Genomic DNA, 19,670 nt, shown 5'->3' on the forward strand with positions numbered 1-19,670 from the left:
GGCGGTCAGCGCACCCGGCTGTACTTGATGAAGGCCACGCCGTCCTCGAAGACGCGGCTGGTGAGCACCCGGAACCGGGCGGGTTCGGGCAGGTGACCGGCCGTGCCGAACAGCGGGCGGCCGTGGCCCAGCACCATCGGGTAGAGCTTCAGGAACACCTGGTCGATCTCGGGCAGCAGGGTCTGGGCGAGCTCACCGCCGCCGCACAGCCAGATGCCGAGCCCCTTCTCGCGCTTGAGCTCGCGCACCCGCTCGATCGGGTTCTCGGCGATCAATTCCACATCGGGGGCGGGATTCTCCGGCAGCGTGGTGGACACCACGAACTGCCGCAGATGGGCGTACGGGCTGGAAGTGCCGGTCCGGACGCCGAAATCGTGCGTCTTGCGGCCCATGATCACGGTGTCGAAGTTCTGGCAGGTTTTGTCGAGGCCCTGCACCTGACGAACCTTGGTCGGGAGGGTCTCGGGATACTGCGCGATGATCGCGGGCCCGTGGTCACCTCCGACCGGGAAGAAGTCGACCGAGCCCGCATCGGTGGCGATGAATCCGTCGATGGTGGCCGCGACGTAGTAGGTCAGTTTGCGCATTTGTTTCCTCCAGCCGGCACAACATATGCCGCTAGTGAAAAAGGTAGCGCCTCGACAGACGGGATAGGGAGGCTCGGCCACACTGGAATGACCTTGACGCGAAGAATACCCGCTGGTCTCAGCCGCGCGGGCGGGGTTGGCAGCGAGGGCAGGAGAAAGACGAACGGTTCATGAACTTCTCCCGGCGCATGATCGCACCACAGCGCCGGCACGGCTCATCCTCGCGCCCATAGGCATTGAGCGACCGCTCGAAGTACCCGGACTGGCCGTTGACGTTCACGTAGAGGGCGTCGAAGGAGGTGCCGCCGGCCCGCAGCGCCTCGTCCATGACGTTCCGCGTCTCGCCGAGCAGCGTGTGCAGCGCGGGCCCGGTCAGCTTGGCCGCCGAGCGCTCACCGTGGATCTTGGCCCGCCACAGCGCTTCGTCGGCATAGATATTGCCGACCCCGGACACCACGGTCTGATCCAGCAGCAGCCGCTTGACCTCGGACTGCTTGCCGCGCAGGGTCTTCACCACGGCATCGGCGTCGAAGAGCGGATCCAGCGGGTCGCGCGCGATGTGCGCGGCGGACTCGGGCACCCAGGTCCCGTCCACCTCGACCAGATCCGAGAGCATCCAGCCGCCGAAGGTGCGCTGGTCCACGAACCGTAGTTCGTTCCCGTCGTCGAGGGCGGCGATGATGTGCGCGTGCTTTTCCAGCGGCGCGGTCGCGGGCTGCACCAGCATCTGCCCGGACATGCCGAGATGCACGACCAGAGACGTGTCGGGCTCGTCGAAGGTGAGCCACAGGAATTTGCCCCGCCGCTGCGCGTTCTCTACGCGCAGACCGGTCAATCGGGCGGCGAGATCGTCCCCGCCCAGCTCGTGCCGGCGCACCGAACGCGGATGCTTGACCGTCACCCGGTCCAGGACGCGGCCCACCAGATGCTCGGTGAGCCCGCGCCGGACGACTTCGACCTCGGGAAGTTCGGGCATCTAGCTCTTCGAGCCGTCGGCCGAACCCTCGGGCGCGTTCTCGGCGTTCAACGCCTGGTAGGCCGCGCCCGCGGCCTTCTGTTCCGCTTCCTTCTTGGAGCGGCCCACCCCCTGGCCGTAACCCTGACCACCGATCACCGCCGTGGCGGTGAACTCCTTGTCGTGGTCGGGCCCGGTGGAGGTGATCTCGTAACTGGGCACGCCGATGCCGCGCTCGGCCGTCAGCTCCTGCAGGCTGGTCTTCCAGTCGAGCCCGGCCCCCATGCGGGGACCGCGCTCGAGCAGTTCGGCGAACAGCCGCAGCACGACGGTGCGTGCCACATCGATGCCGTGCTGCAGGTGCACCGCACCCAGCAGCGACTCCATGCCGTCGGCCAGGATGCTCGGCTTGTCGCGGCCACCGGTGAGCTCCTCGCCCTTACCGAGAAGGAGATGGCGGCCGAGACCGCCCTCACCGAGGCAGCGGGCCACCTCGGCCAGCGCGTGCATGTTCACCACGCTCGCGCGCAGCTTCGCCAGCTCGCCCTCGGACTTGTCCGGGTGCTCCAGATAGAGACGCTCGGTGATGCTCAGGCCGAGCACCGAATCGCCCAGAAATTCCAGGCGCTCGTTGGTCGGCAAGCCACCGTTCTCGTAGGCGTACGACCGGTGCGTCAGCGCTAGGCGCAAAAGCTCCGGTTGTACGTCCACGCCGAGTGCCTCGAGCAGACTGGCATGGTCGGCTGCATCACCTACGGCGGGAATATCCGCCGCATCCTTGCTGGCGGTCACGGTCGCTGAACGCGAATCAGATCGCGGAGGTGACCTGACGGCCCTTGTAGGTGCCGCAGCTCGGGCACGCGATGTGCGGCAGGGTCTTCTGGCCGCAGGCGCGGTTCGGGCAGGTGATCAGGGTCGGCGCGGCGGCCTTCCACTGGCTGCGACGCGCGTGGGTGTTGGCACGGGACATCCGGCGCTTCGGAACGGCCACGACTAGCTCTCCTCTGTCTTCATACTTGCGGCACCGTTGTGTCCCGCAAGGGTGGAATCGGTTGATGGGTCCGACACGGTGTCCGTATCGGGGGACTCAGCGTTGAACTTGGCGAGCCCGGCCCAGCGAGGGTCAAGTATCTCATGACCGTGGCCGGAACCCGCAATCGCCATCCTGACACCGCATTCCGGGCACAATCCGGCGCAGTCCGGCTCACACAGCGGCTGCAACGGCAGCTCCAGGCCGACGGCGTCGACGACGACCGGCTCGAGGTCGATCATGTCGTCGACGAGACGGTGGATCTCGTCTTCCTCGGTGGTCTGCTCGGTGGCGCTGTCCGGGTAGGCGAACAGCTCGGTGAGCTGCAACTCGATCTCGTCGGTGAAGGATTCGAGGCAGCGCGAGCATTCACCCTCGATGGGAGCGGTCACCGTGCCCATGACGAGCACGCCCTCGGAGACCGACTGCAGCGTCAGATCCATTTCGATCTGCGCACCGGCGGGGATGGCGATCAGGTCGAGCCCGATCCGCGAGTCGGTGGTGAAGCTCCGATGCCGTTCCTTCATCGACCCCGGCGCGCGTCCGAGACTGCGTACGTCCAGCACGAAGCCCGCGTCGGTCATCTGATGACGATGACGCGAAGCTTTACCGGAATCGGCAGGCATCTACGAACTCACTCACCTTAGGTGTGGAATGGGCAACCACCCAACAATACCGAAAGCCCCGCTTGCAGCCCAAATGAGCAAGCGGGGCGAAACGATCAGCGATCAGCGGCGGAATTCCGAGGCGTAATCCGGGACGCTGGAGCCGGGGCGGACCTGGTGGCGGCCGCGGCCGAGGATGCGCAGCGTGTTGTGCAGGGTTTCCTCGAAGTCGGCGAGCTTGCCGTCGACGTAGTCGTCACATTCCTGGCGGAGGCGGTCGGAGTCGGCCTGGGCGGTGTCGATGAGCCGGGCGGATTCGGCGTGGGCGGCGCGGACCACCTCGGTCTGCGAGACCAGACGGTCCTGCTCGGCCTTGCCCTCGGCGACCGAGCGGTCGTAGGAGGCCTGTCCGGCGACGGCCAGGCGGTCGGCCTCGGCGCGGGCCCGGCCGGTGAGGGTGTCGTATTCCTTCTGGCCGTCGGCGACGGTGCGCTCGGCCTCCTCCTCCGCCGAGCCGACCAGGTGCTCGGCGTGGGCGCGGGCCTCGGCGACCATGCGATCGGCGTGCGCCTTGGCGTCGGCGAGGATGCGGTCGGCCTCGTCACGCGCGGAGGTAACGGTGTGGTGCGCTTGCTCATTGGCGGTCTTGACCGTGGTCTCGGCGCCGGTGCGGGCGTCGGTGACGATCTTGTCGCGGTGATCGAGCACGTCCTGGGCGTCGTCGAGTTCGCCGGGCAGGGCCTCGCGCACATCGTCCAGTAGTTCCAGCACCTCACCGCGCGGCACGATGCAGTTGCGGGTCGGCGGGATGCCACGGGCCTCTTCGATGATGGCCACCAGTTCGTCGAGCGCTTCGAATACCCGGTACATGTGCTACCCCACTCTCCTGCCAGGACTCACGGCGAGACTCTCCGCTTCCGCCAGTCTGCCAATCTCAGCGCTGTCAACAAGGTCCGACACGGCGTGTCGCTGGTTTTCCGGAACATGGCCTGTTTCACAGACCACAAAAACAAGTGGAGGAATCCACTCCACTTGGTGTTACCGTGGAAGGGCGAGAACGTGTCGGCCAATGGCTGTGGCCCGGAAGAACTCCGGACCGCCTGGCCGACACCCATGTGTTCGGATGGGGAAGACGATGGCTGTCCACGAGATTCCGGAACGGGCGACGATGCCCGTGACCGGGCTGGTGAACACCTATAGCTACGGCACCGAGGCCCTGGCCTACGGCACCGAGGCCCTGGCCTACGGCACCGAAGCCCTGCACGCGACGGGCTCGCGCTGGCTGGGCCGGCTCGGGGTATGGCTCCGCGGCGACGCGGTCTTCGCGCAGTTGATTCGCTTCGCCCTGGTGGGCGGCCTCAGCAATGTCGGCTACATCCTGCTGTTCCTCGCGCTCTACGGCGGCGGCCCGCAGCTGGCCAATCTGGCCGGCTCCATCGTGAGCACCGCGCTGGCCAACGAGATGCACCGGCGGCTCACCTTCCAGGCGGCCGACCGGGTGCGCTGGTACACAGCGCAATTGGAGGGCGGCGCGCTCGCGCTGGCCGGACTGGCCATCACCTCGGGTGGGCTGGCCATTCTCGAGGTCACCGATCCGGGCATCGGCGGCCTCACCGAAGCCATTGCGGTGCTGGGCATCACCGCCGCGGTCGGCACCATGCGCTTCCTCACCCTGCGGCTCTGGGTGTTCTGAGCCCCATCCGCTCCGTGTTCTCCGTGTGTGCGGGAACCCTTTTCGGCCTGTCGGCGTCCAAGACAGCATCGACGACGAAAGGAGTTCCGACATGGACCGTTGGCGCGGATGCCTTGGGGGACGGCGGGATACGGCCGGGCCGCGACCACAGCGGCCGACGGGGCGGGTCTGCGGGTCGTGCGTGCGGCACCGGCGCCCGCAGCCGCCCCGCCGGGAGGGCGAGTGACAACCCGGACCACGGCTGCCGCCGCGGCGATGGGCGCCACGGCCGAGACGATCGCCACCAGCGCCGGCGGGACGGCCGGGAGGGGCGGACGGCGGTGCGGGACAAGCGGATCCCGGCAGGCGCTGCTCGAGGGGTGCGGCGCACAGCGGAGCCTCGGGCAGCAGCGGGGGCACGGGCAGCGGCGGAGCCTCGGGCAGCAGCGCAGACCTGGGCAGCACGGGCTCGCGCCGGCACTGGACCGGCGCGAACAGCATCGGCAGTTGATCCGGGCCGTGCTACCGGACATGGCGGCGGGCACCGTGGTGAGTCACCAGTCGGCGGCCGTGCTCTATGGCACCACGCTGTGGCGCACTCCCCTGGACCGTGTGTGCGTCACCCGCAACCGACGTGGCGGCGGCCGGACCAGGCCGTGCACGAAAGTCCATGGTTCGCCGGTGGATTCGGCGGCGGAGCTCGACGGGCTGCTGGTCACCACCCCGGCGCGGACGGTGGTGGATCTGGCCCTGACCCTGCCGTTCGACGCGGCCGTCGTGGCGGGCGACGCGCTGGCGGGCATGTTCGGGCTGGGAGCGGCCGAACTGGGTGAGGAGCTCGCCCGGGCCAAGGGCCGCTACGGGATCGGCCAGGCGAAGCAGGTGATCGCGATGCTCGACGGCCGTAGTCGGAGCATCGGCGAGTCCCTCAGCCGCACCATGATCCAGCAGCACGCGCTACCGCTGCCCCGATCGCAGGGCAATGTGCTGACTCCGGACGGCCGGTTCGTCGGCCGGGTCGACTTCTACTACGAATCCGCCGGTGTCCTCTGTGAATTCGACGGGCCCACCGAGTACGGCCGGCTGCTGCGGCCGGGTCAGGACCTCGCGGCCGCCGTGCAGCGCGAGCGGACCCGCGAAACCTATCTGCGCGCCCTCGGTTTCGACGTGGTCCGCTGGACCTGGGACGACCTGGTCAGGGGGCGGCCGGCCCGGCACCTGCGGTCCGCTCTGGCCACCCGCCGACGCCGCCCGGACGGCCGGATCGAGCCGGCCCCGGCGCCCGAACCGCGCGGCCTGACGATCCGCGCACTTTGATATCGCCGTTCGCGCACTCTGAATCGGGCCGGATTCCGCAGGGGCGGAAGGGGTTGCGCCCCTGCGGTGGCGATCAGGCCCGGCGTTCGGCGATGCGGGCGAGCAGGCGCTTGTGGACGATCGGCGGGAGCAGGTCGGCGACGTCACCACCGTAGGCGGCGACCTCCTTGACCAGGGAGCTGGAGACGAAGCCGTAGGCCGGGTTGGTGGCGATGAAGTAGGTGTCGACACCGGTGAGCTTGCGGTTCATCTGGGCCATCTGGAGCTCGTAGCCGAAGTCGGTGGCATCGCGCAGGCCCTTGACGATGGCGGTGATGCCCTGCTGTTTGGCGAAGTCAACCAGCAGGCCGCGCCAGGATTCCACCCGCACATTGGGCAGGTGGGCGGTGACCTCGCGGATCAGGTCCATCCGCTCCTCGACGGTGAACATGCCCTGTTTGTTGGGGTTCACCACGACGGTCACGACGACCTCGTCGAATTGCCCGGCGGCGCGGGCGATCACGTCGAGATGTCCATTGGTCACGGGGTCGAACGACCCGGGGCACAGTGCTCCAGCCATGGCCGAACGCTACCGCATGTCGGCGGGGCTGCCGCAGCCCGGTCCGACCTCCGCTGCCAAGTTATGCCTGGTCAGCTATGGTTCCACAACCTAGCATCTGCTTGCCCCCCGTTCGCGTACTGTTCGGTTTGCTCGCGTTGATCGTTTCCTGACCCGATTGCGAAGCTGCATCGGCAATCTCGCTCGATGAAGGAAGTACACACATATGGCAAGGGCATCGTTGGGTCGGAAGATCGCAGTCACCGTGGCTGCGACGGTGAGCGCGTTCAGCGGCCTGGTGGGCGCGTCCGCGTCGGCCGATCCGGGGAACGGCCAAGGGGCGGCGCCGGAACACATCTTCTACATCATGATGGAGAACCAGGGGGACGACGACATCCTCGGCAACACCGCCGACGCGCCGTTCATCAACCAGCTGGCCAACGACAACGGCGTGTCCACCGGTTTCCACGGTGTGACCCACCCGAGTCTGCCGAACTATCTCTCCATGTTCTCGGGCGACTTCCAGGGCATCTGGGACGACTGCAAGGCCGGCGCCGACTCCACCTGCGCCCCCGAGGAATTCGTCCCGAACTCCGGCGACGGCACCTCCGGCGCCGCGCTGACCCCGGCGCAGATCGCCAGCGCGACCGCCAAGCCGCACATGTTCGCCGGCAAGAACCTGGTCGACGAGCTCGAGGGCAAGGGCAAGTCCTGGAAGGCCTACATGGGCGGCATGCCGTCGGCCGGCTTCCAGGGCGAGTTCGCGCCGGGCAATGTCAACGGCACCACGGTCAAGCTGTACGCCCAGAAGCACAACCCGTTCATGTACTTCTCGGACGTCAACTCCCCCGGCAACGCCCGCCTGCAGAAGGTCGTGCCGTTCGAGGACAACTTCGACGCCGACTTGAAGAGCGGCAACGTGCCGGCCTTCACCTGGATCAGCCCCGACCAGTGCTCGGACATGCACGGCCTCTCCCACGCGGCTGCGACGCTGATCAACAAGCCGACCTGTGAGGAGCCGGCTTCCGGTGTGGCGCACGGCCCGATCCACCTGGGTGACGACTACCTGAAGGACACCGTCACCAAGATCACGAACTCGGAGGTCTGGAAGAAGACCCGCTCCAGCATCGTGATCGCCTGGGACGAGAACGACTACTCCGGCTTCTCCGGCGGCCCGGGCAGCCCGGTCGGCGCCAACGGCACCGTGCTCGGTGGCGGCGACGCCCCGCTGCTGGTGATCAACTCCGACAAGGTGCACAAGGAAAAGGGCGAGCAGGGCAAGCCTCAGCCGCACCACAAGGTTTCGACCGAGGTCTCGGACCACTACTCGGTGCTGTCGGCCATCGAGCAGCTGTGGGACCTGGGCTGTCTGGCCAACACCTGCCAGTACAAGGCCCCGGAGTCGGTGAAGGACCTGTTCCAGAACTGACGTTCTCGGACCTTTGTGACGATGCCCGCCGTGTTCGCGCACGGCGGGCATCGCCGTATCCTCCACTCCCGCTTCGGATCTCGACGGCGGGCCGGGCCTCAGAGTTCGAGCGCGGCCTCCGCGCCGAAGGTGCGGACCAGGGCCGGGTCGTTGAACGCGGTGATGCGCCCGATCCTGGCCCCGATCAGCGTCAGGACGTGGATCCCGTAGGCCTCGTAGTGGTGGTCGTCGACGCGTTTGTGAACGATGAAGGCGGGCTGGTCATTCGCGCGGGTCGGCGTGAAACGCCACAGGCCCGGCCGCAGGATACGGCTGCGCAGGAACCCGAGGACCGCCTCGCGTCCGGTGAACCACGTTGGCGTGGGCGGCATTTCCATCTCCACGTCGGCACGCAGCAGTTGGAGCAGCGCGGCATGGTCGGCGCGGGTGAACGCGTCGACATAGCCGTCGAGCAGCCGCCGCTGCGCGAGTTCGTCCGGCTCGGCCAGGTCCGCCTCCACCGGCCCGGCCTGCGCCAATCGGCTCCGCGCCCGCCGCAGCGCACTGTCCACGGCGGTCGGCGTGGTGTCCAGCATGGCGGCGACCTCCGCGGTCCGGAAGGCCAGCACGTCGCGCAGCGTCAGCACCGCCCGCTGCCGGGCGGGCAGAAGTTGCAGTGCCGCAATGAAGGCCAGCCGCACTCCCGTCCGCCCGGCCACGATGGCGGCCGGATCGTCGAACCCGAACAACGAGTCCGGCGCGGGCTGCAACCACGCCACCTCGGGCTCCCGGGCCGCCATCGCCACCCGGTGATCGTCCTCCGGCGCACCCAGCCCCGACGGCAGCGGCCTACGTGAACGCCCCTCCAGCGCGGTCAGGCAGGCCATGGTCGCGATCCGGTACAGCCAGCGCCGCAGCGACGACCGGCCCTCGAACCCGCCGAACCCGCGCCAGGCCCGCAGGTAGGTCTCCTGCACCAGGTCCTCGGCATCGTGCACCGACCCCAGCATGCGATAGCAGTGCGCGAGCAGCTCCGGCCGGAATCGCTGTGTGAGAGCGGCGAATTCGCGCTCGGTGGGCGGTGCGGTGACCGCAGGCCGTTCGGTGTCGGAGGGCATGGCCGCTACTCCCGGAGGTGCGCTGGTCGTCATGGTCGCGGCCCCTCAGCCGATCTGCTTCAGCCCGGCGCCGCTCACCAAGTATTCCGCCGCACTGCGGGGATCATCGGCGAGTTCGACCACCGCCTTGCCGACCTGTTCGGGTGTGAGCACCGGCGCCATCCCGGCGAGATAGGTTTCCACGTCGATGCCCTGCCGGGCGGCATACCCCGCGACCGCCTTCTCACCGAGCCCGGTGGCCGGTGTCAGCCTGGGCAGCAGGGCCACGAACCGAATGCCGAGCCCGGCGCGGTCCGATTCCTCAGCGGCGTAGGTCCGGATGAATCGGATGGTGGACTTGGCTCCCGCGTATCCGCCGCTGAGCGGTGACCCGGCCAGCGCGGCCCCGCTGGACATGGCGATCACCGCACTCCCCGGGGGCAGCGGCTCCCGCAGGGCGGCCCCGATCCAGACGAACGCCTGCTTGGTATCGGTCTCCCAGTTGCGGCTGAAGGTCTCCCAGGTCTGCTCGTGCACGGGGGCCAGGGGCGGAGTGGCCCCGGCATTGAGCACCAGCAGATCCGGCCGGTACACGCGAATCACCTTCTGCGCCACGGCTTCCTCGGTAGCGTCGGCCGCCACCGGCACGAATCGGTCCCCGAGCTCCGCACGGACGTCCCGCAAGGTCTGCTCGTCCCGCGCCACGCCGATCACCCGCGCGCCCGACGCGACGAGTGAGGCGGCGATCGCCCGCCCGAATCCCCGGCTCGCACCGGTGACCACGGCGGTCCGTATCGAATCCGACATCACGTACTCCCTACTCCGGTCTGTTCCTGTCGGTATTCAGACCAGCGGGAGCCGGGAAATCCGTCGGGTGTCAGCCCTCGAATTCGGCGAGATCGATGCGGGTTTCGCCGTAGGTGCGGGACTTCAGCGGTGCGTAGCCGTCGGGCCAGGACACCTCGGGCGAGCGGGTGGAGCGTTCGACGACGATGAGGGCGTCGTCGTGGAGCCAGCCGTTGGCGGCGAGGGCGCGGAGGTCGGCCTGCACGGCGGCGACGTCGAGGTCGTAGGGCGGGTCGGAGAAGACCAGGTCGTAGCGTTCCGGCGGCACACCGGACAGGACGCTGGTGACCGAGTTCTGGCGCAGCTCCGCGCCCGGCAGCCCGAGGTCGCCGATATTGCCGCGAATGATGGCGGCGGCCTTGCGGTCCGCTTCGATGAGCAGCGCGTGCGAGGCGCCGCGGGACAGCGCCTCCAGGGCCAGCGCCCCCGAGCCCGCGTAGAGGTCGAGGACGTGCAGGCCGTCGAAATCCATGCGGGCGTGCAGGAGGCTGAACAGCGCCTCGCGCACACGGTCGGAGGTGGGGCGGGTGCCTGCCGGGGGGACGCGCAGGCGTCGGCCCCCGGCGGTACCCGCCACGATGCGGGTCATTCGGCGGCGGCCTCGGTGAGGCTCAGGTCGACGAGCAGGTCGCCGCCCTCCACCTGCTGCACCTTGGCGATGGCCACGCGGCGGACCACGCCCGCGCGCGGAGCGGTGATGGCGGCCTCCATCTTCATGGCCTCGATGGTGCCGATGGTGTCGCCCGCCGCGACCGAATCGCCTTCGGAGACGGCCAGGGTCACCACGCCGGCGAAGGGCGCCGCGATGTGGCCGGCATTGGTCTTGTCGGCCTTCTCGGCGGCGGGGATCTCGCTGGCGATGGAGCGGTCGCGCACCGTGATGGGGCGCAGCTGCCCGTTGAGGATGCACATGACCGTGCGCATGCCGCGCTCGTCGGGCTCGGAGATGGCCTCCAGGCCGATGAGCAGGGTGACGCCCTTGTCGAGCTGGACGTGATGTTCTTCGTCGTGGCGCAGGCCGTAGAAGAACTGGTTGGCCGACAGCCCGGTGGTGTCGCCGAACTTCTCGCGGTGGGCGACGAATTCGGCGGTGGGGCCGGGGAACAGCAGGCGGTTGAGGGTGGCCCGGCGCTCGGCCGAGGTCCCGTTCAGCCCGGCCTCGTCGGCCGTGGTCAGTTGGGTTTCCGGCTTGGCGGGGCCGCGGCCGGCGAGGGCGCGGCTGCGGAAGGGCTCGGGCCAGCCGCCGGCCGGGGTGCCGAGTTCGCCGCGTAGGAAGCCGATGACCGAGTCCGGGATGTCGTAGCGGCCCGGGTCGGCGGCGAAGTCCTCGACGTCGACGCCGGTGCCGACCAGTGCCAGCGCCAGATCGCCGACCACCTTGGAGGACGGGGTGACCTTGACCAGCCGGCCCAGCATCCGGTCGGCCGCGGCGTATTTGGCCTCGACCTGCTCGAACTGGTCGCCCAGGCCGAGCGCGATGGCCTGCTGGCGCAGGTTCGACAGCTGGCCGCCGGGAATCTCGTGGTGGTAGACGCGACCGGTCGGCCCCGGCAGCCCGGATTCGAAGGGCGCGTACACCTTTCGCAGCGCCTCCCAGTACGGCTCCAGGTCGCACACGTTCTGCAGGTTCAGCCCGGTGTCGTGGGGCGAATTCGCCGCTGCCGCAACGATGGCCGAGAGCGCGGGCTGAGACGTGGTGCCCGCCATGGGCGCCGACGCGCCGTCGACGGCGTCCGCACCGGCCTGCCAGGCCGCCAGGTAGGTGGCCAGCTGGCCGCCCGGGGTGTCGTGGGTGTGCACGTGCACGGGCAGGTCGAACTCCCGGCGCAGCGCGGTGACCAGGGTGTGCGCGGCGGGCGCGCGCAGCAGTCCGGCCATGTCCTTGATGCCGATGACGTGCGCCCCGGCCTCGACGATCTGCTCGGCGAGCTTGAGGTAGTAGTCGAGGGTGTAGAGGTCCTCGCTCGGGTTCGACAGGTCGCCGGTGTAGCTGAGCGCGACTTCGGCCAGGGCCGTGCCGGTTTCGCGGACGGCGTCGATGGCCGGGCGCATCTGGTCGACATTGTTGAGCGCGTCGAAGATGCGGAAGATGTCGATGCCGGTGGCGGTGGCCTCGGAAACGAAAGCGCGCGTGACCTTTTCGGGGTACGGCGTGTAGCCGACGGTATTGCGGCCGCGCAGCAGCATCTGCAGGTTGATGTTCGGCACCGCCTCGCGCAGCGCCGCGAGCCGCTCCCACGGGTCCTCGTAGAGGAAGCGCAGCGCCACGTCGTAGGTTGCGCCGCCCCAGCATTCGATGGACAGCAGCTCGGGCGTCATGCGCGCCACGTGCCCGGCCACATCGAGCAGGCCGTTGGTGCGGACCCGGGTGGCCAGCAGCGACTGGTGCGCGTCGCGGAAGGTGGTGTCGGTGACGGCCACCCCCTCGCGGTTGCGCAGCCACTGCGCGAAGCCCTCCGGTCCCAGCTCGAGCAGCCGCTGCCGGGAGCCGGGCGGGGGCGGCACGGTCATGTCGAGGACGGGCAGCTTGTCGTGCGGGTACACCTTGGTCGGCCGCGAGCCGTGCGGCTTGTTCACGGTGACGTCGGCCAGGTACTGCAGGATCTTGGTGCCGCGGTCGGCCGAGCTCTTGAGGGTGAGCAGCTGCGGCCGCTCATCGATGAACGAGGTGGTCACCCGGCCCGCGCGGAAGTCCGGATCGTCCAGCACCGCGAGCAGGAACGGGATGTTGGTCGTCACGCCGCGGATGCGGAATTCGGCGACCGCGCGCCGGGCGCGCGCCACCGCGGTGGCGAAATCGCGCCCGCGGCAGGTGAGCTTGACCAGCATGGAGTCGAAGTAGGCCCCGACCTCCGCGCCGACATTCGCGCCGCCGTCCAGGCGCACGCCCGCGCCGCCGGGCGAGCGGTAGCCGGTGATGCGGCCGGTGTCGGGCCGGAAGCCGTTGGCCGGGTCCTCGGTGGTGATGCGGCACTGCAGCGCCGCGCCCCGGATCTGGATGCCGTCCTGGCTCAGGCCCAGATCCGCCAGGGTCTCCCCGGCGGCGATGCGCAGCTGCGACTGCACCAGGTCGACATCGGTGATCTCCTCGGTCACCGTGTGCTCCACCTGGATTCGCGGGTTCATCTCGATGAAGACGTGATTGCCGCGCTCGTCGAGCAGGAATTCCACGGTGCCCGCGCAGGAGTAACCGATCTGGCGGGCGAAGGCCACCGCGTCGGCGCAAATGCGGTCGCGGAGTTCGGGATCCAGATTCGGGGCGGGGGCGAGCTCGATCACCTTCTGGTGGCGGCGCTGCAGCGAGCAGTCGCGCTCGAAGAGGTGGATGACATTGCCCTGCTGGTCGGCCAGGATCTGAACCTCGATATGGCGGGGGTTGACCACCGCCTGCTCGAGGAACACGGTCGCGTCGCCGAAGGCGGATTCGGCCTCGCGCGCGGCGGCTTCGATGGATTCGCGCAGCTGGGCCGGATCGGTGACCCGCCGCATGCCGCGCCCGCCACCGCCGGCCACGGCCTTGACGAACAGCGGGAACTCCATGGACTCCGCGGCGGTCATGAGCGCGTCCACATCGGCGGACGGTTCGCTCGAGCGCAGCACCGGCAGCCCGGCGGCCTTGGCGGCGGCGATGGCGCGCGCCTTGTTACCGGTCAGTTCGAGGACCTGCGCGGACGGGCCGATGAAGGTGATGTCCTCGCGGGCGCAGGCGGCGGCCAGGTCCGGGTTCTCCGACAGGAAGCCGTAGCCCGGGTAGATGGCGTCCGCACCGGCGCTCTTGGCGGCCTTGATGATCTCCTCGATCGACAGGTACGCCCGCACGGGGTGGCCGGGCTCACCGATCTGGTAGGCCTCGTCGGCCTTGAGCCGGTGCACGGAGTTGCGGTCCTCGTACGGAAAAACCGCGACGGTACCGATGCCGAGTTCGTAGGCCGCGCGGAAGGCGCGAATGGCGATCTCGCCGCGGTTGGCGACCAGGACTTTGGAGAACATGGGTAGAAGGTACCTGCCCGGGGATACGGATCGGGCATCGAAGTCCCGTTCGGTGCAATCTTCACAGGACGGACCTCTCGCTTGCGAATTTGTGTTAATCACCGCGATACATCCCTGTCGGTGAGGGTTGCGGCGCTCCGACCACGGAATTCGCCGCCATGCTAAGGATTGCGGCCCCGAGGCCCGCCGCGGCGCGGGGGCGCGCCGAGACATCACGGTGCCCGGATTGCCGCGCGATCGTGTCCGAGACCACACCGCCGGCCGCCAAAGCCGCGCGAGAAGACTTGCGCGCCGGTAACATCCGGCGCGAGGAGGGGACGGTGAGATCGTTCGCGTCGCGCGCGCCGCTGCTGTGCGGTGTCGCGGTCGTGCTCGCCGCCGCGACCGGCTGTACCGCCAGCGTTTCCGGGCAACCGGTGCGGCAGCAGACCGATCCGGGCAGCCTCGAGGTCGGCAACTATCAGATCACGCCGCGCGTGGTGGGAAATGCCAAGACCGACAAGCAATCCCGCATCCGCGAGTCACAGCGGCTGTCGGATTACGTGGCACTGCCGTTCGAGGCCGACCGGGACTACGCCTACGAGTGCTCCAACGACGTCCGCCCGCACATCGTCACCAATCACAAGGGCCTGGGCGACATCCTCATCAACGACACCTTCGACGAGGTCGCCCACGATCTACGTGGAGGCTGGGTCGATACCTGGTGCACCGGATCCGATTCCGACGACAAGCACCGCAGGCTGAGCATCGCGGTGCTGGAGCTGCCGGACGCCGGGCGGGCCGCGGCCGTCGGCCCCGCGCTCGAGCACGACGACTTCACCTACAACGTCGACAACCGGGCCGTCACCCTGCCGAAATACCCTGACAGCAAGGCGCATTGGCGGCCGAACGTGGCCTCGATCGGCTCCTGGACCGCGCACGACCGCTACGTGGTGTTCATCAAGGTCGTCGACGAGCTGGCCACCGCACCGGACCTGGCCGACCTGACCGCCCGCACCGAGCGGATGCTGGAGGTGGCGCTACCGCTGCTGGACCGGTTCCAGCCCACACCCACGGATCGGTTCGAGCACCTGCCGCTCGATCCGGACGGCATTCTCGGCCGCACCCTGCCGACGAATCCCGAAGAGCCCATGCGGCCGGACCCGGACGGGGTGTACACGGGCCGCGGTGCACTGCAGAGCCTGACCGACCACGACCTCGATTTCCTGACGGTCGGCGACATCGACCTGGTCGGCTATGGCGACGCGCTGGTGTTCCACAGCCGGACCGGGACGGCGGCCCGGGCGCTGTGGGACCGGTGGAATCCGGCCACGGACACCTCCGGCGATCGCCGGAGCATCGCCCCGCCACCGGGTTTCCCCGGCGACATCGGCTGTTTCGCGGTGCTGGATCACGGAAATGTGGTCGCCAACCAGTGCAACTTCCACGTGGACCGGTACACCGTGCAGGTCGGCTCCATGAACGTGCCGGAGCTGTATCAGAAGACCTCGGCCGAGTACGTGCTGGTGACGAGCAGGTGACGGCGTGAGGCGAATCCGCGAATTCCGCAGGCCGCGAATGGTTCTGGCGATCGTGACCGTGGTGACCGCCGTCCTGGCGTTGGGCATCGCGGTGGCGTTGCCGGCGGTTCCGGGTCGCCCGATCCCCGGCATGACACCGGCCGACTTCTCGAAACTCATTGTCGGACCGTATCCTTCGGCCCCGGTCGAGTACGCCCCGACGTACTCGGTCGCCACCGACGCGTACCAGATCGAGTCGCGCCGCATGATGACCTATCTGGTCGGTCCGGACGAAATCGATCCCGACGTCACGTATCTGGGCGGGGCCCGGGTGCTGGACACCTCCGACGCGAACTTCGACGACACCGACGGCCCCTTCCCCAAGGCCTGGCAGGCGATCGCCCAGCACAATCGCATGATCGCGGGCGCGTACATCTGGCGCAACAACAACAGTGTCCGGGCGCGCAAGCACATCACGCTGGCGGTCATGCGGTTCCCGACCGAGCCGGCCGCCCGGGCCGCGATCGACGGGTTCGCCGATGCGCTGGCCGCCCCTGGGCTGCACGCGATTCCGATCGACGGCGTCGACGCGCGGGCGTCGTCGATCACCGATGCCAAGGGCCAGGTCTTCGCAGTGCACGGCGTGTACGCGATCGTCGGCCACGCCGTGATCCCGCAGGCCGATCCCGCCGCGCTGGGGGTGCGGCTGCGGGCCATGGTGCAGGCCCAGCTCGCCCGGATGGCCGATCTGACGCCGACCCCGCTGGAGGACCTCCCCGATCTGCCGATCAACCCCGACAACATCCTGGGTCTGACGCTGCCGAACAAGTACGACACCTCCGATGCCGATCAGTTCGGATGGAATTACGGCGGTGTCTACACCCCGGCGGGCGCCCTGCACTACGAACGCGACGGCGCCGCCGCCCGCAAGGCGTTCGCGGCGGCCGGGGTGGATCTGGTCGCCCGCAATGCCGCGACCGTCTACCGCACCCGGGATCTGGCGGCCGCCTTCGGTTTACAGGCCGCGCTGACCACCCTGGGCCGCGACGACGACGAATTCCCCAATCCGCCCGGCATCACCGACGCGCACTGCATCCAGCTCGACGAACCCGAGCCGATTCGCCAGTACACCTACATCTGCGCGGTCGTGTACGGCCGGTATGTCGCGGTGATCGGGGCGGAGGCGCGGTTCAGCGGCGGCGCACCGGCCTCGTTCCCGCAACGGGTGGCGGCGCAGTATTCGATGCTGGCCAAGAGTGGACAGTCATGACCACCGCGCGCACCAGCACCCTGCCCGGCCGCCTGGTCCTGCTGGCGTTGGCGGCCGTCCTCGCGGCGTCGTGCGGCTCGGACCATCGCGATCCCGCGACACCCGCCTCGAAGGCCGCGATCGTCGATACCTCCCAACTGGATCCGGGCAACTACCCGGTCGTACCGCGCGCGATCACCAGCCAGAAGCCCGACATCACGGTGGGCGATCTGCTGCAGGAGTCGATCCGGATGGCCGAACACGTGCCACTGGCGCTGGATATCGACAACCGCCTGGTGTTCAACAATTCCGCGCACGCGATCACGGCGGACTACCCGCCGATCAGCATCGACAACTTCAATGACGAAGCGCCGGGCCTGATCTCGGGCTGGGAGTCGGGCGGGCGGCATCGGTCCGACACCACGCTCGGGCTGAACGTGGACATCACGGTGCTGCGGTTCGCGAAGCCCGAGCAGGCCGCGGCGGCCGGCAATTTCCTTGTCGGACTGGCCAGTCCGGATTATCCGGACAAGGCGCCGCTGCAGATTCCGGGGTACCCCACCGCCAAGGCGGCGCTGACCTCGCTCGAATGGGTGAAGGCCACCTACGCGCAGGACGACTACCTCTACTGGCTCTACATCGAGGACGACCTCACGGTGCCCGACGGTCCGGGGGCGCTGCTGGACACGGCGAAACTGGTGCTGGACAAGACGATCGAGGCCATGCGGGACTACCGGCCCACCCCGCTGGATCAGCTCGCCGGGCTGGCCGCCGATCCCGAGGATCTGCTCGGCCGCACCCTGCCGCCGGGCAAGGGCCAGATCTGGGCGACCGAGGGACTGTACGGTCCCCATGCCGCCCTGACCCTCGACGACCGGCCGGTGGCCACGCGGCGCGCCTTCGACGAGGCCGGGGTGGACCTGGTGGCGCATGCGCTCTCCGGCGTCTACCGGGCCCGGGACGCGGCCGGCGCGCAACGGCTCACCGGCGCCTTCGTGGACGAGCTGGGCGACCGGTACAAACCCATCGACCCGCCGCCCGGCCTGGCGACCGCCCGGTGCCTGCAGCTGAAGGACGAGAAGAACGCCGCCGGAGCGAAATTCATGTGCTATCTGCCCTACGACCACTTTGTCGCCGAGGTGTTCGCCGACCAGTCCCAGGATCTGCGCCAACGACTTTCGGCACAGTACGAGCTACTGGCCTACGGGCACATCTGATGCCGGGCCGGAGGTGACGATCGTTGCTACATTCGTAAGGGTCGGGATCCTGGCAGTGCTGAGGGAGGATGTCCATGCCGTTGCGGCCCGGCACGATCGTGGGCGGCCACCGGGTGATCCGCGTGCTCGGCAGTGGCGGCATGGGCACCGTGTATCTGGTGCAGGATCCGATGTTCCCGCGGCGGCTCGACGCGCTGAAGGTGCTCAGCGCCGATCTGTCCCACGACGAGCACTACCGGGCGCGGTTCGAGCGTGAGGCGAATCTCGCTGCGGAGCTGGATCATCCGAACATCGTCACGGTCTACGCGCGCGGCGAGGAGGACGGCCGGCTGTGGATCGCCATGCAGTACGTGCCCGGCACCGATGCCGCCGTGGAATTGAAGAAGAACCCCGCCGGCATGACGCCGCAGCGGGCGCTGCGCATCATCACCGAGGTCGGCAAGGCCCTCGACCACGCGCACCGGCGCGGGCTGCTGCACCGCGATGTGAAGCCCGCGAACTTCCTGCTCTCGCCGGGTGAACCGGACGACGAGCCCGGCGGCGAGGAGCGGGTGCTGCTCACCGATTTCGGTGTGGCCACATCGATTACCGACGGCCGCGAGCTCACCGCCACCGACAGCCTGATGGCGACGCTGGCCTATGCGCCGCCCGAACGCCTGGTCGCCGGGCCGCTCGACCATCGCGGCGACATCTACAGCCTGGGCTGCGCGTTCGTGAAGCTGCTCACCGGCCGCACCCCGTTCCCGGTGACCTCCCTGGCCCAGGCCACCCTGGGCCACCTGCAGGAGCCGCCGCCCGCGCTGAGCCCGCTGCGCCCGGATCTGCCGCCGGCGCTGGACGCGGTCATCGCCAAGGTGCTGGCCAAGGATCCGGACCACCGCTACGCGACCTGCCACGACTTCACCCATGACGCGGCGCTGGCACTGCAGGGCCGGATGCCGTCCGCCGCACCGGTCGTCCCCGAGCCGCGCCGGCGGCGCCGGCTCGCTCCGTTCATCGCGGCAATCGTTGTGCTGCTCGGTATTTCGGGCATCACCGCCTTCCTGGCCACCAACCACGAGTCCGGCGGCTCGACCGGCGCGACCACCACCGTGCACACCGATGCGCTGGATCAGGTTCGCTCCGCCCACCCCACCTTCCAGAACAAGACCGTCGCCGCGTTCAACTTCGGCGACGGCAGCCTCTCCGCCGACCTGGACACCAGCGATCAGGCGAAGTTCCTGGTGGACATCGGCTTTCGCTACAGCACCGACTACCGCGCCCAGCCCGGCGAGGCGTCGCCGCGCCCACTGTCCCCCTCCGACGTCTCGGTCCCCGACGTCGACATCGTGATCGTCGTGCGCACCGACCGGCAGGCGGGCAACGGCGGCCTGCGCGGCCTGCCCAGCAGCTTCCTCTCCTCCAGCCTCTCCCACGCCAGGCTGGTGATCGTCGACGATCCCGCCACCGTCCAGTCCTTCCAGACCTGGTCCGACCGCTCCCCCGACGTCCTTGTCCAGAAGGTCGTGCCCGCGATAGTGAAGGTGCTCTGACCGAGCCCGGTCGACGTCCTCCGCATCGAGAGTTGTTGTGGCGCTTGATGGGCGGCCCGGCGCAGTTGCGCCACGACGGTTGGCCGGACCCGCCGGTCCTGTTACGCTGCGGCCCGTACAGGAGGTCG

Annotated in this window: 18 protein-coding genes; 7 read left to right on the forward strand and 11 right to left on the reverse strand. The window is 69.1% G+C overall.

Annotated features, from left to right (window positions below; all coding sequences use genetic code 11):
- Window positions 1-5: 5 nt before the first annotated feature.
- From ACFXHE_RS25180 to ACFXHE_RS25205, 6 genes are all read right to left on the reverse strand, one after another.
- Window positions 6-587 (reverse strand): dihydrofolate reductase family protein, encoded by a 582-nt coding sequence (locus ACFXHE_RS25180; protein ID WP_379386775.1) that lies wholly within the window; start codon window positions 585-587, stop codon window positions 6-8.
- A 118-nt stretch (window positions 588-705) separates the two neighbouring features.
- Window positions 706-1,563 carry a bifunctional DNA-formamidopyrimidine glycosylase/DNA-(apurinic or apyrimidinic site) lyase gene (gene mutM / locus ACFXHE_RS25185; protein WP_379386777.1) on the reverse strand — a complete coding sequence of 286 codons (858 nt, stop codon included), beginning with the start codon at window positions 1,561-1,563 and terminating at the stop codon, window positions 706-708.
- Window positions 1,564-2,334, reverse strand: coding sequence for a ribonuclease III (gene rnc / locus ACFXHE_RS25190; RefSeq protein WP_379386779.1), 771 nt, complete (start codon window positions 2,332-2,334; stop codon window positions 1,564-1,566).
- Between the two features lie 16 nt (window positions 2,335-2,350).
- Complete coding sequence (gene rpmF / locus ACFXHE_RS25195; protein WP_040859971.1) at window positions 2,351-2,533, reverse strand: 50S ribosomal protein L32; 183 nt, start codon at window positions 2,531-2,533, stop codon at window positions 2,351-2,353.
- Between the two features lie 2 nt (window positions 2,534-2,535).
- On the reverse strand, window positions 2,536-3,198 hold the full coding sequence (locus ACFXHE_RS25200) for a YceD family protein (RefSeq protein WP_379386781.1): 663 nt from the start codon (window positions 3,196-3,198) through the stop codon (window positions 2,536-2,538).
- Window positions 3,199-3,300: 102 nt separating this feature from the next.
- Window positions 3,301-4,047: a DivIVA domain-containing protein gene (locus ACFXHE_RS25205; protein ID WP_379386782.1), complete on the reverse strand. Its 747-nt coding sequence runs from the start codon at window positions 4,045-4,047 to the stop codon at window positions 3,301-3,303.
- Between the two features lie 265 nt (window positions 4,048-4,312).
- On the opposite strand from ACFXHE_RS25205, the gene ACFXHE_RS25210 reads away from it, so the two are divergent.
- A complete protein-coding gene (locus tag ACFXHE_RS25210) occupies window positions 4,313-4,870 on the forward strand; it encodes a GtrA family protein (RefSeq protein WP_379386784.1) in 558 nt (185 codons plus the stop codon).
- Between the two features lie 222 nt (window positions 4,871-5,092).
- Complete coding sequence (locus ACFXHE_RS25215; protein ID WP_379386785.1) at window positions 5,093-6,166, forward strand: hypothetical protein; 1,074 nt, start codon at window positions 5,093-5,095, stop codon at window positions 6,164-6,166.
- A 73-nt stretch (window positions 6,167-6,239) separates the two neighbouring features.
- Here the strand turns inward: ACFXHE_RS25215 and coaD are convergent, their stop codons facing one another.
- Window positions 6,240-6,725: a pantetheine-phosphate adenylyltransferase gene (gene coaD / locus ACFXHE_RS25220; RefSeq protein WP_379386787.1), complete on the reverse strand. Its 486-nt coding sequence runs from the start codon at window positions 6,723-6,725 to the stop codon at window positions 6,240-6,242.
- A 244-nt stretch (window positions 6,726-6,969) separates the two neighbouring features.
- Here coaD and ACFXHE_RS25225 point away from each other — a divergent pair, with 244 nt between their 5' ends.
- On the forward strand, window positions 6,970-8,133 hold the full coding sequence (locus tag ACFXHE_RS25225; protein ID WP_379386789.1) for an alkaline phosphatase family protein: 1,164 nt from the start codon (window positions 6,970-6,972) through the stop codon (window positions 8,131-8,133).
- A gap of 98 nt (window positions 8,134-8,231) precedes the next feature.
- Here the strand turns inward: ACFXHE_RS25225 and ACFXHE_RS25230 are convergent, their stop codons facing one another.
- From ACFXHE_RS25230 to ACFXHE_RS25245, 4 genes are all read right to left on the reverse strand, one after another.
- On the reverse strand, window positions 8,232-9,230 hold the full coding sequence (locus tag ACFXHE_RS25230) for a sigma-70 family RNA polymerase sigma factor (protein WP_379386898.1): 999 nt from the start codon (window positions 9,228-9,230) through the stop codon (window positions 8,232-8,234).
- A 45-nt stretch (window positions 9,231-9,275) separates the two neighbouring features.
- Complete coding sequence (locus ACFXHE_RS25235) at window positions 9,276-10,016, reverse strand: SDR family oxidoreductase (RefSeq protein ID WP_379386791.1); 741 nt, start codon at window positions 10,014-10,016, stop codon at window positions 9,276-9,278.
- 70 nt (window positions 10,017-10,086) lie between these two features.
- Window positions 10,087-10,644, reverse strand: coding sequence for a 16S rRNA (guanine(966)-N(2))-methyltransferase RsmD (rsmD, locus tag ACFXHE_RS25240; protein ID WP_379386792.1), 558 nt, complete (start codon window positions 10,642-10,644; stop codon window positions 10,087-10,089).
- Window positions 10,641-14,045, reverse strand: coding sequence for a pyruvate carboxylase (locus tag ACFXHE_RS25245; RefSeq protein WP_379386794.1), 3,405 nt, complete (start codon window positions 14,043-14,045; stop codon window positions 10,641-10,643). The genes rsmD and ACFXHE_RS25245 overlap by 4 nt, the downstream gene beginning before the upstream one ends.
- A gap of 320 nt (window positions 14,046-14,365) precedes the next feature.
- Between ACFXHE_RS25245 and ACFXHE_RS25250 the strand changes: the two genes are divergently transcribed.
- From ACFXHE_RS25250 to ACFXHE_RS25265, 4 genes are all read left to right on the forward strand, one after another.
- Window positions 14,366-15,565: a hypothetical protein gene (locus ACFXHE_RS25250; RefSeq protein ID WP_379386796.1), complete on the forward strand. Its 1,200-nt coding sequence runs from the start codon at window positions 14,366-14,368 to the stop codon at window positions 15,563-15,565.
- Window positions 15,566-15,569: 4 nt separating this feature from the next.
- Entirely contained in the window at window positions 15,570-16,814 is a 1,245-nt protein-coding gene (locus tag ACFXHE_RS25255) for a hypothetical protein (RefSeq protein WP_379386798.1), read from the forward strand.
- Window positions 16,811-18,010 carry a hypothetical protein gene (locus ACFXHE_RS25260; protein ID WP_379386800.1) on the forward strand — a complete coding sequence of 400 codons (1,200 nt, stop codon included), beginning with the start codon at window positions 16,811-16,813 and terminating at the stop codon, window positions 18,008-18,010. Before ACFXHE_RS25255 ends, ACFXHE_RS25260 begins: the two co-directional genes overlap by 4 nt.
- A 74-nt stretch (window positions 18,011-18,084) precedes the next feature.
- The gene (locus tag ACFXHE_RS25265; protein WP_379386802.1) at window positions 18,085-19,542 is read left to right on the forward strand and encodes a serine/threonine-protein kinase; all 1,458 of its coding nucleotides are present in this window, start codon (window positions 18,085-18,087) and stop codon (window positions 19,540-19,542) included.
- The last annotated feature ends 128 nt before the right edge of the window (window positions 19,543-19,670 follow it).

The sequence above is a fragment of the Nocardia sp. NPDC059229 genome (assembly GCF_042754165.1).
In the GTDB taxonomy this organism is placed as follows: domain Bacteria; phylum Actinomycetota; class Actinomycetes; order Mycobacteriales; family Mycobacteriaceae; genus Nocardia.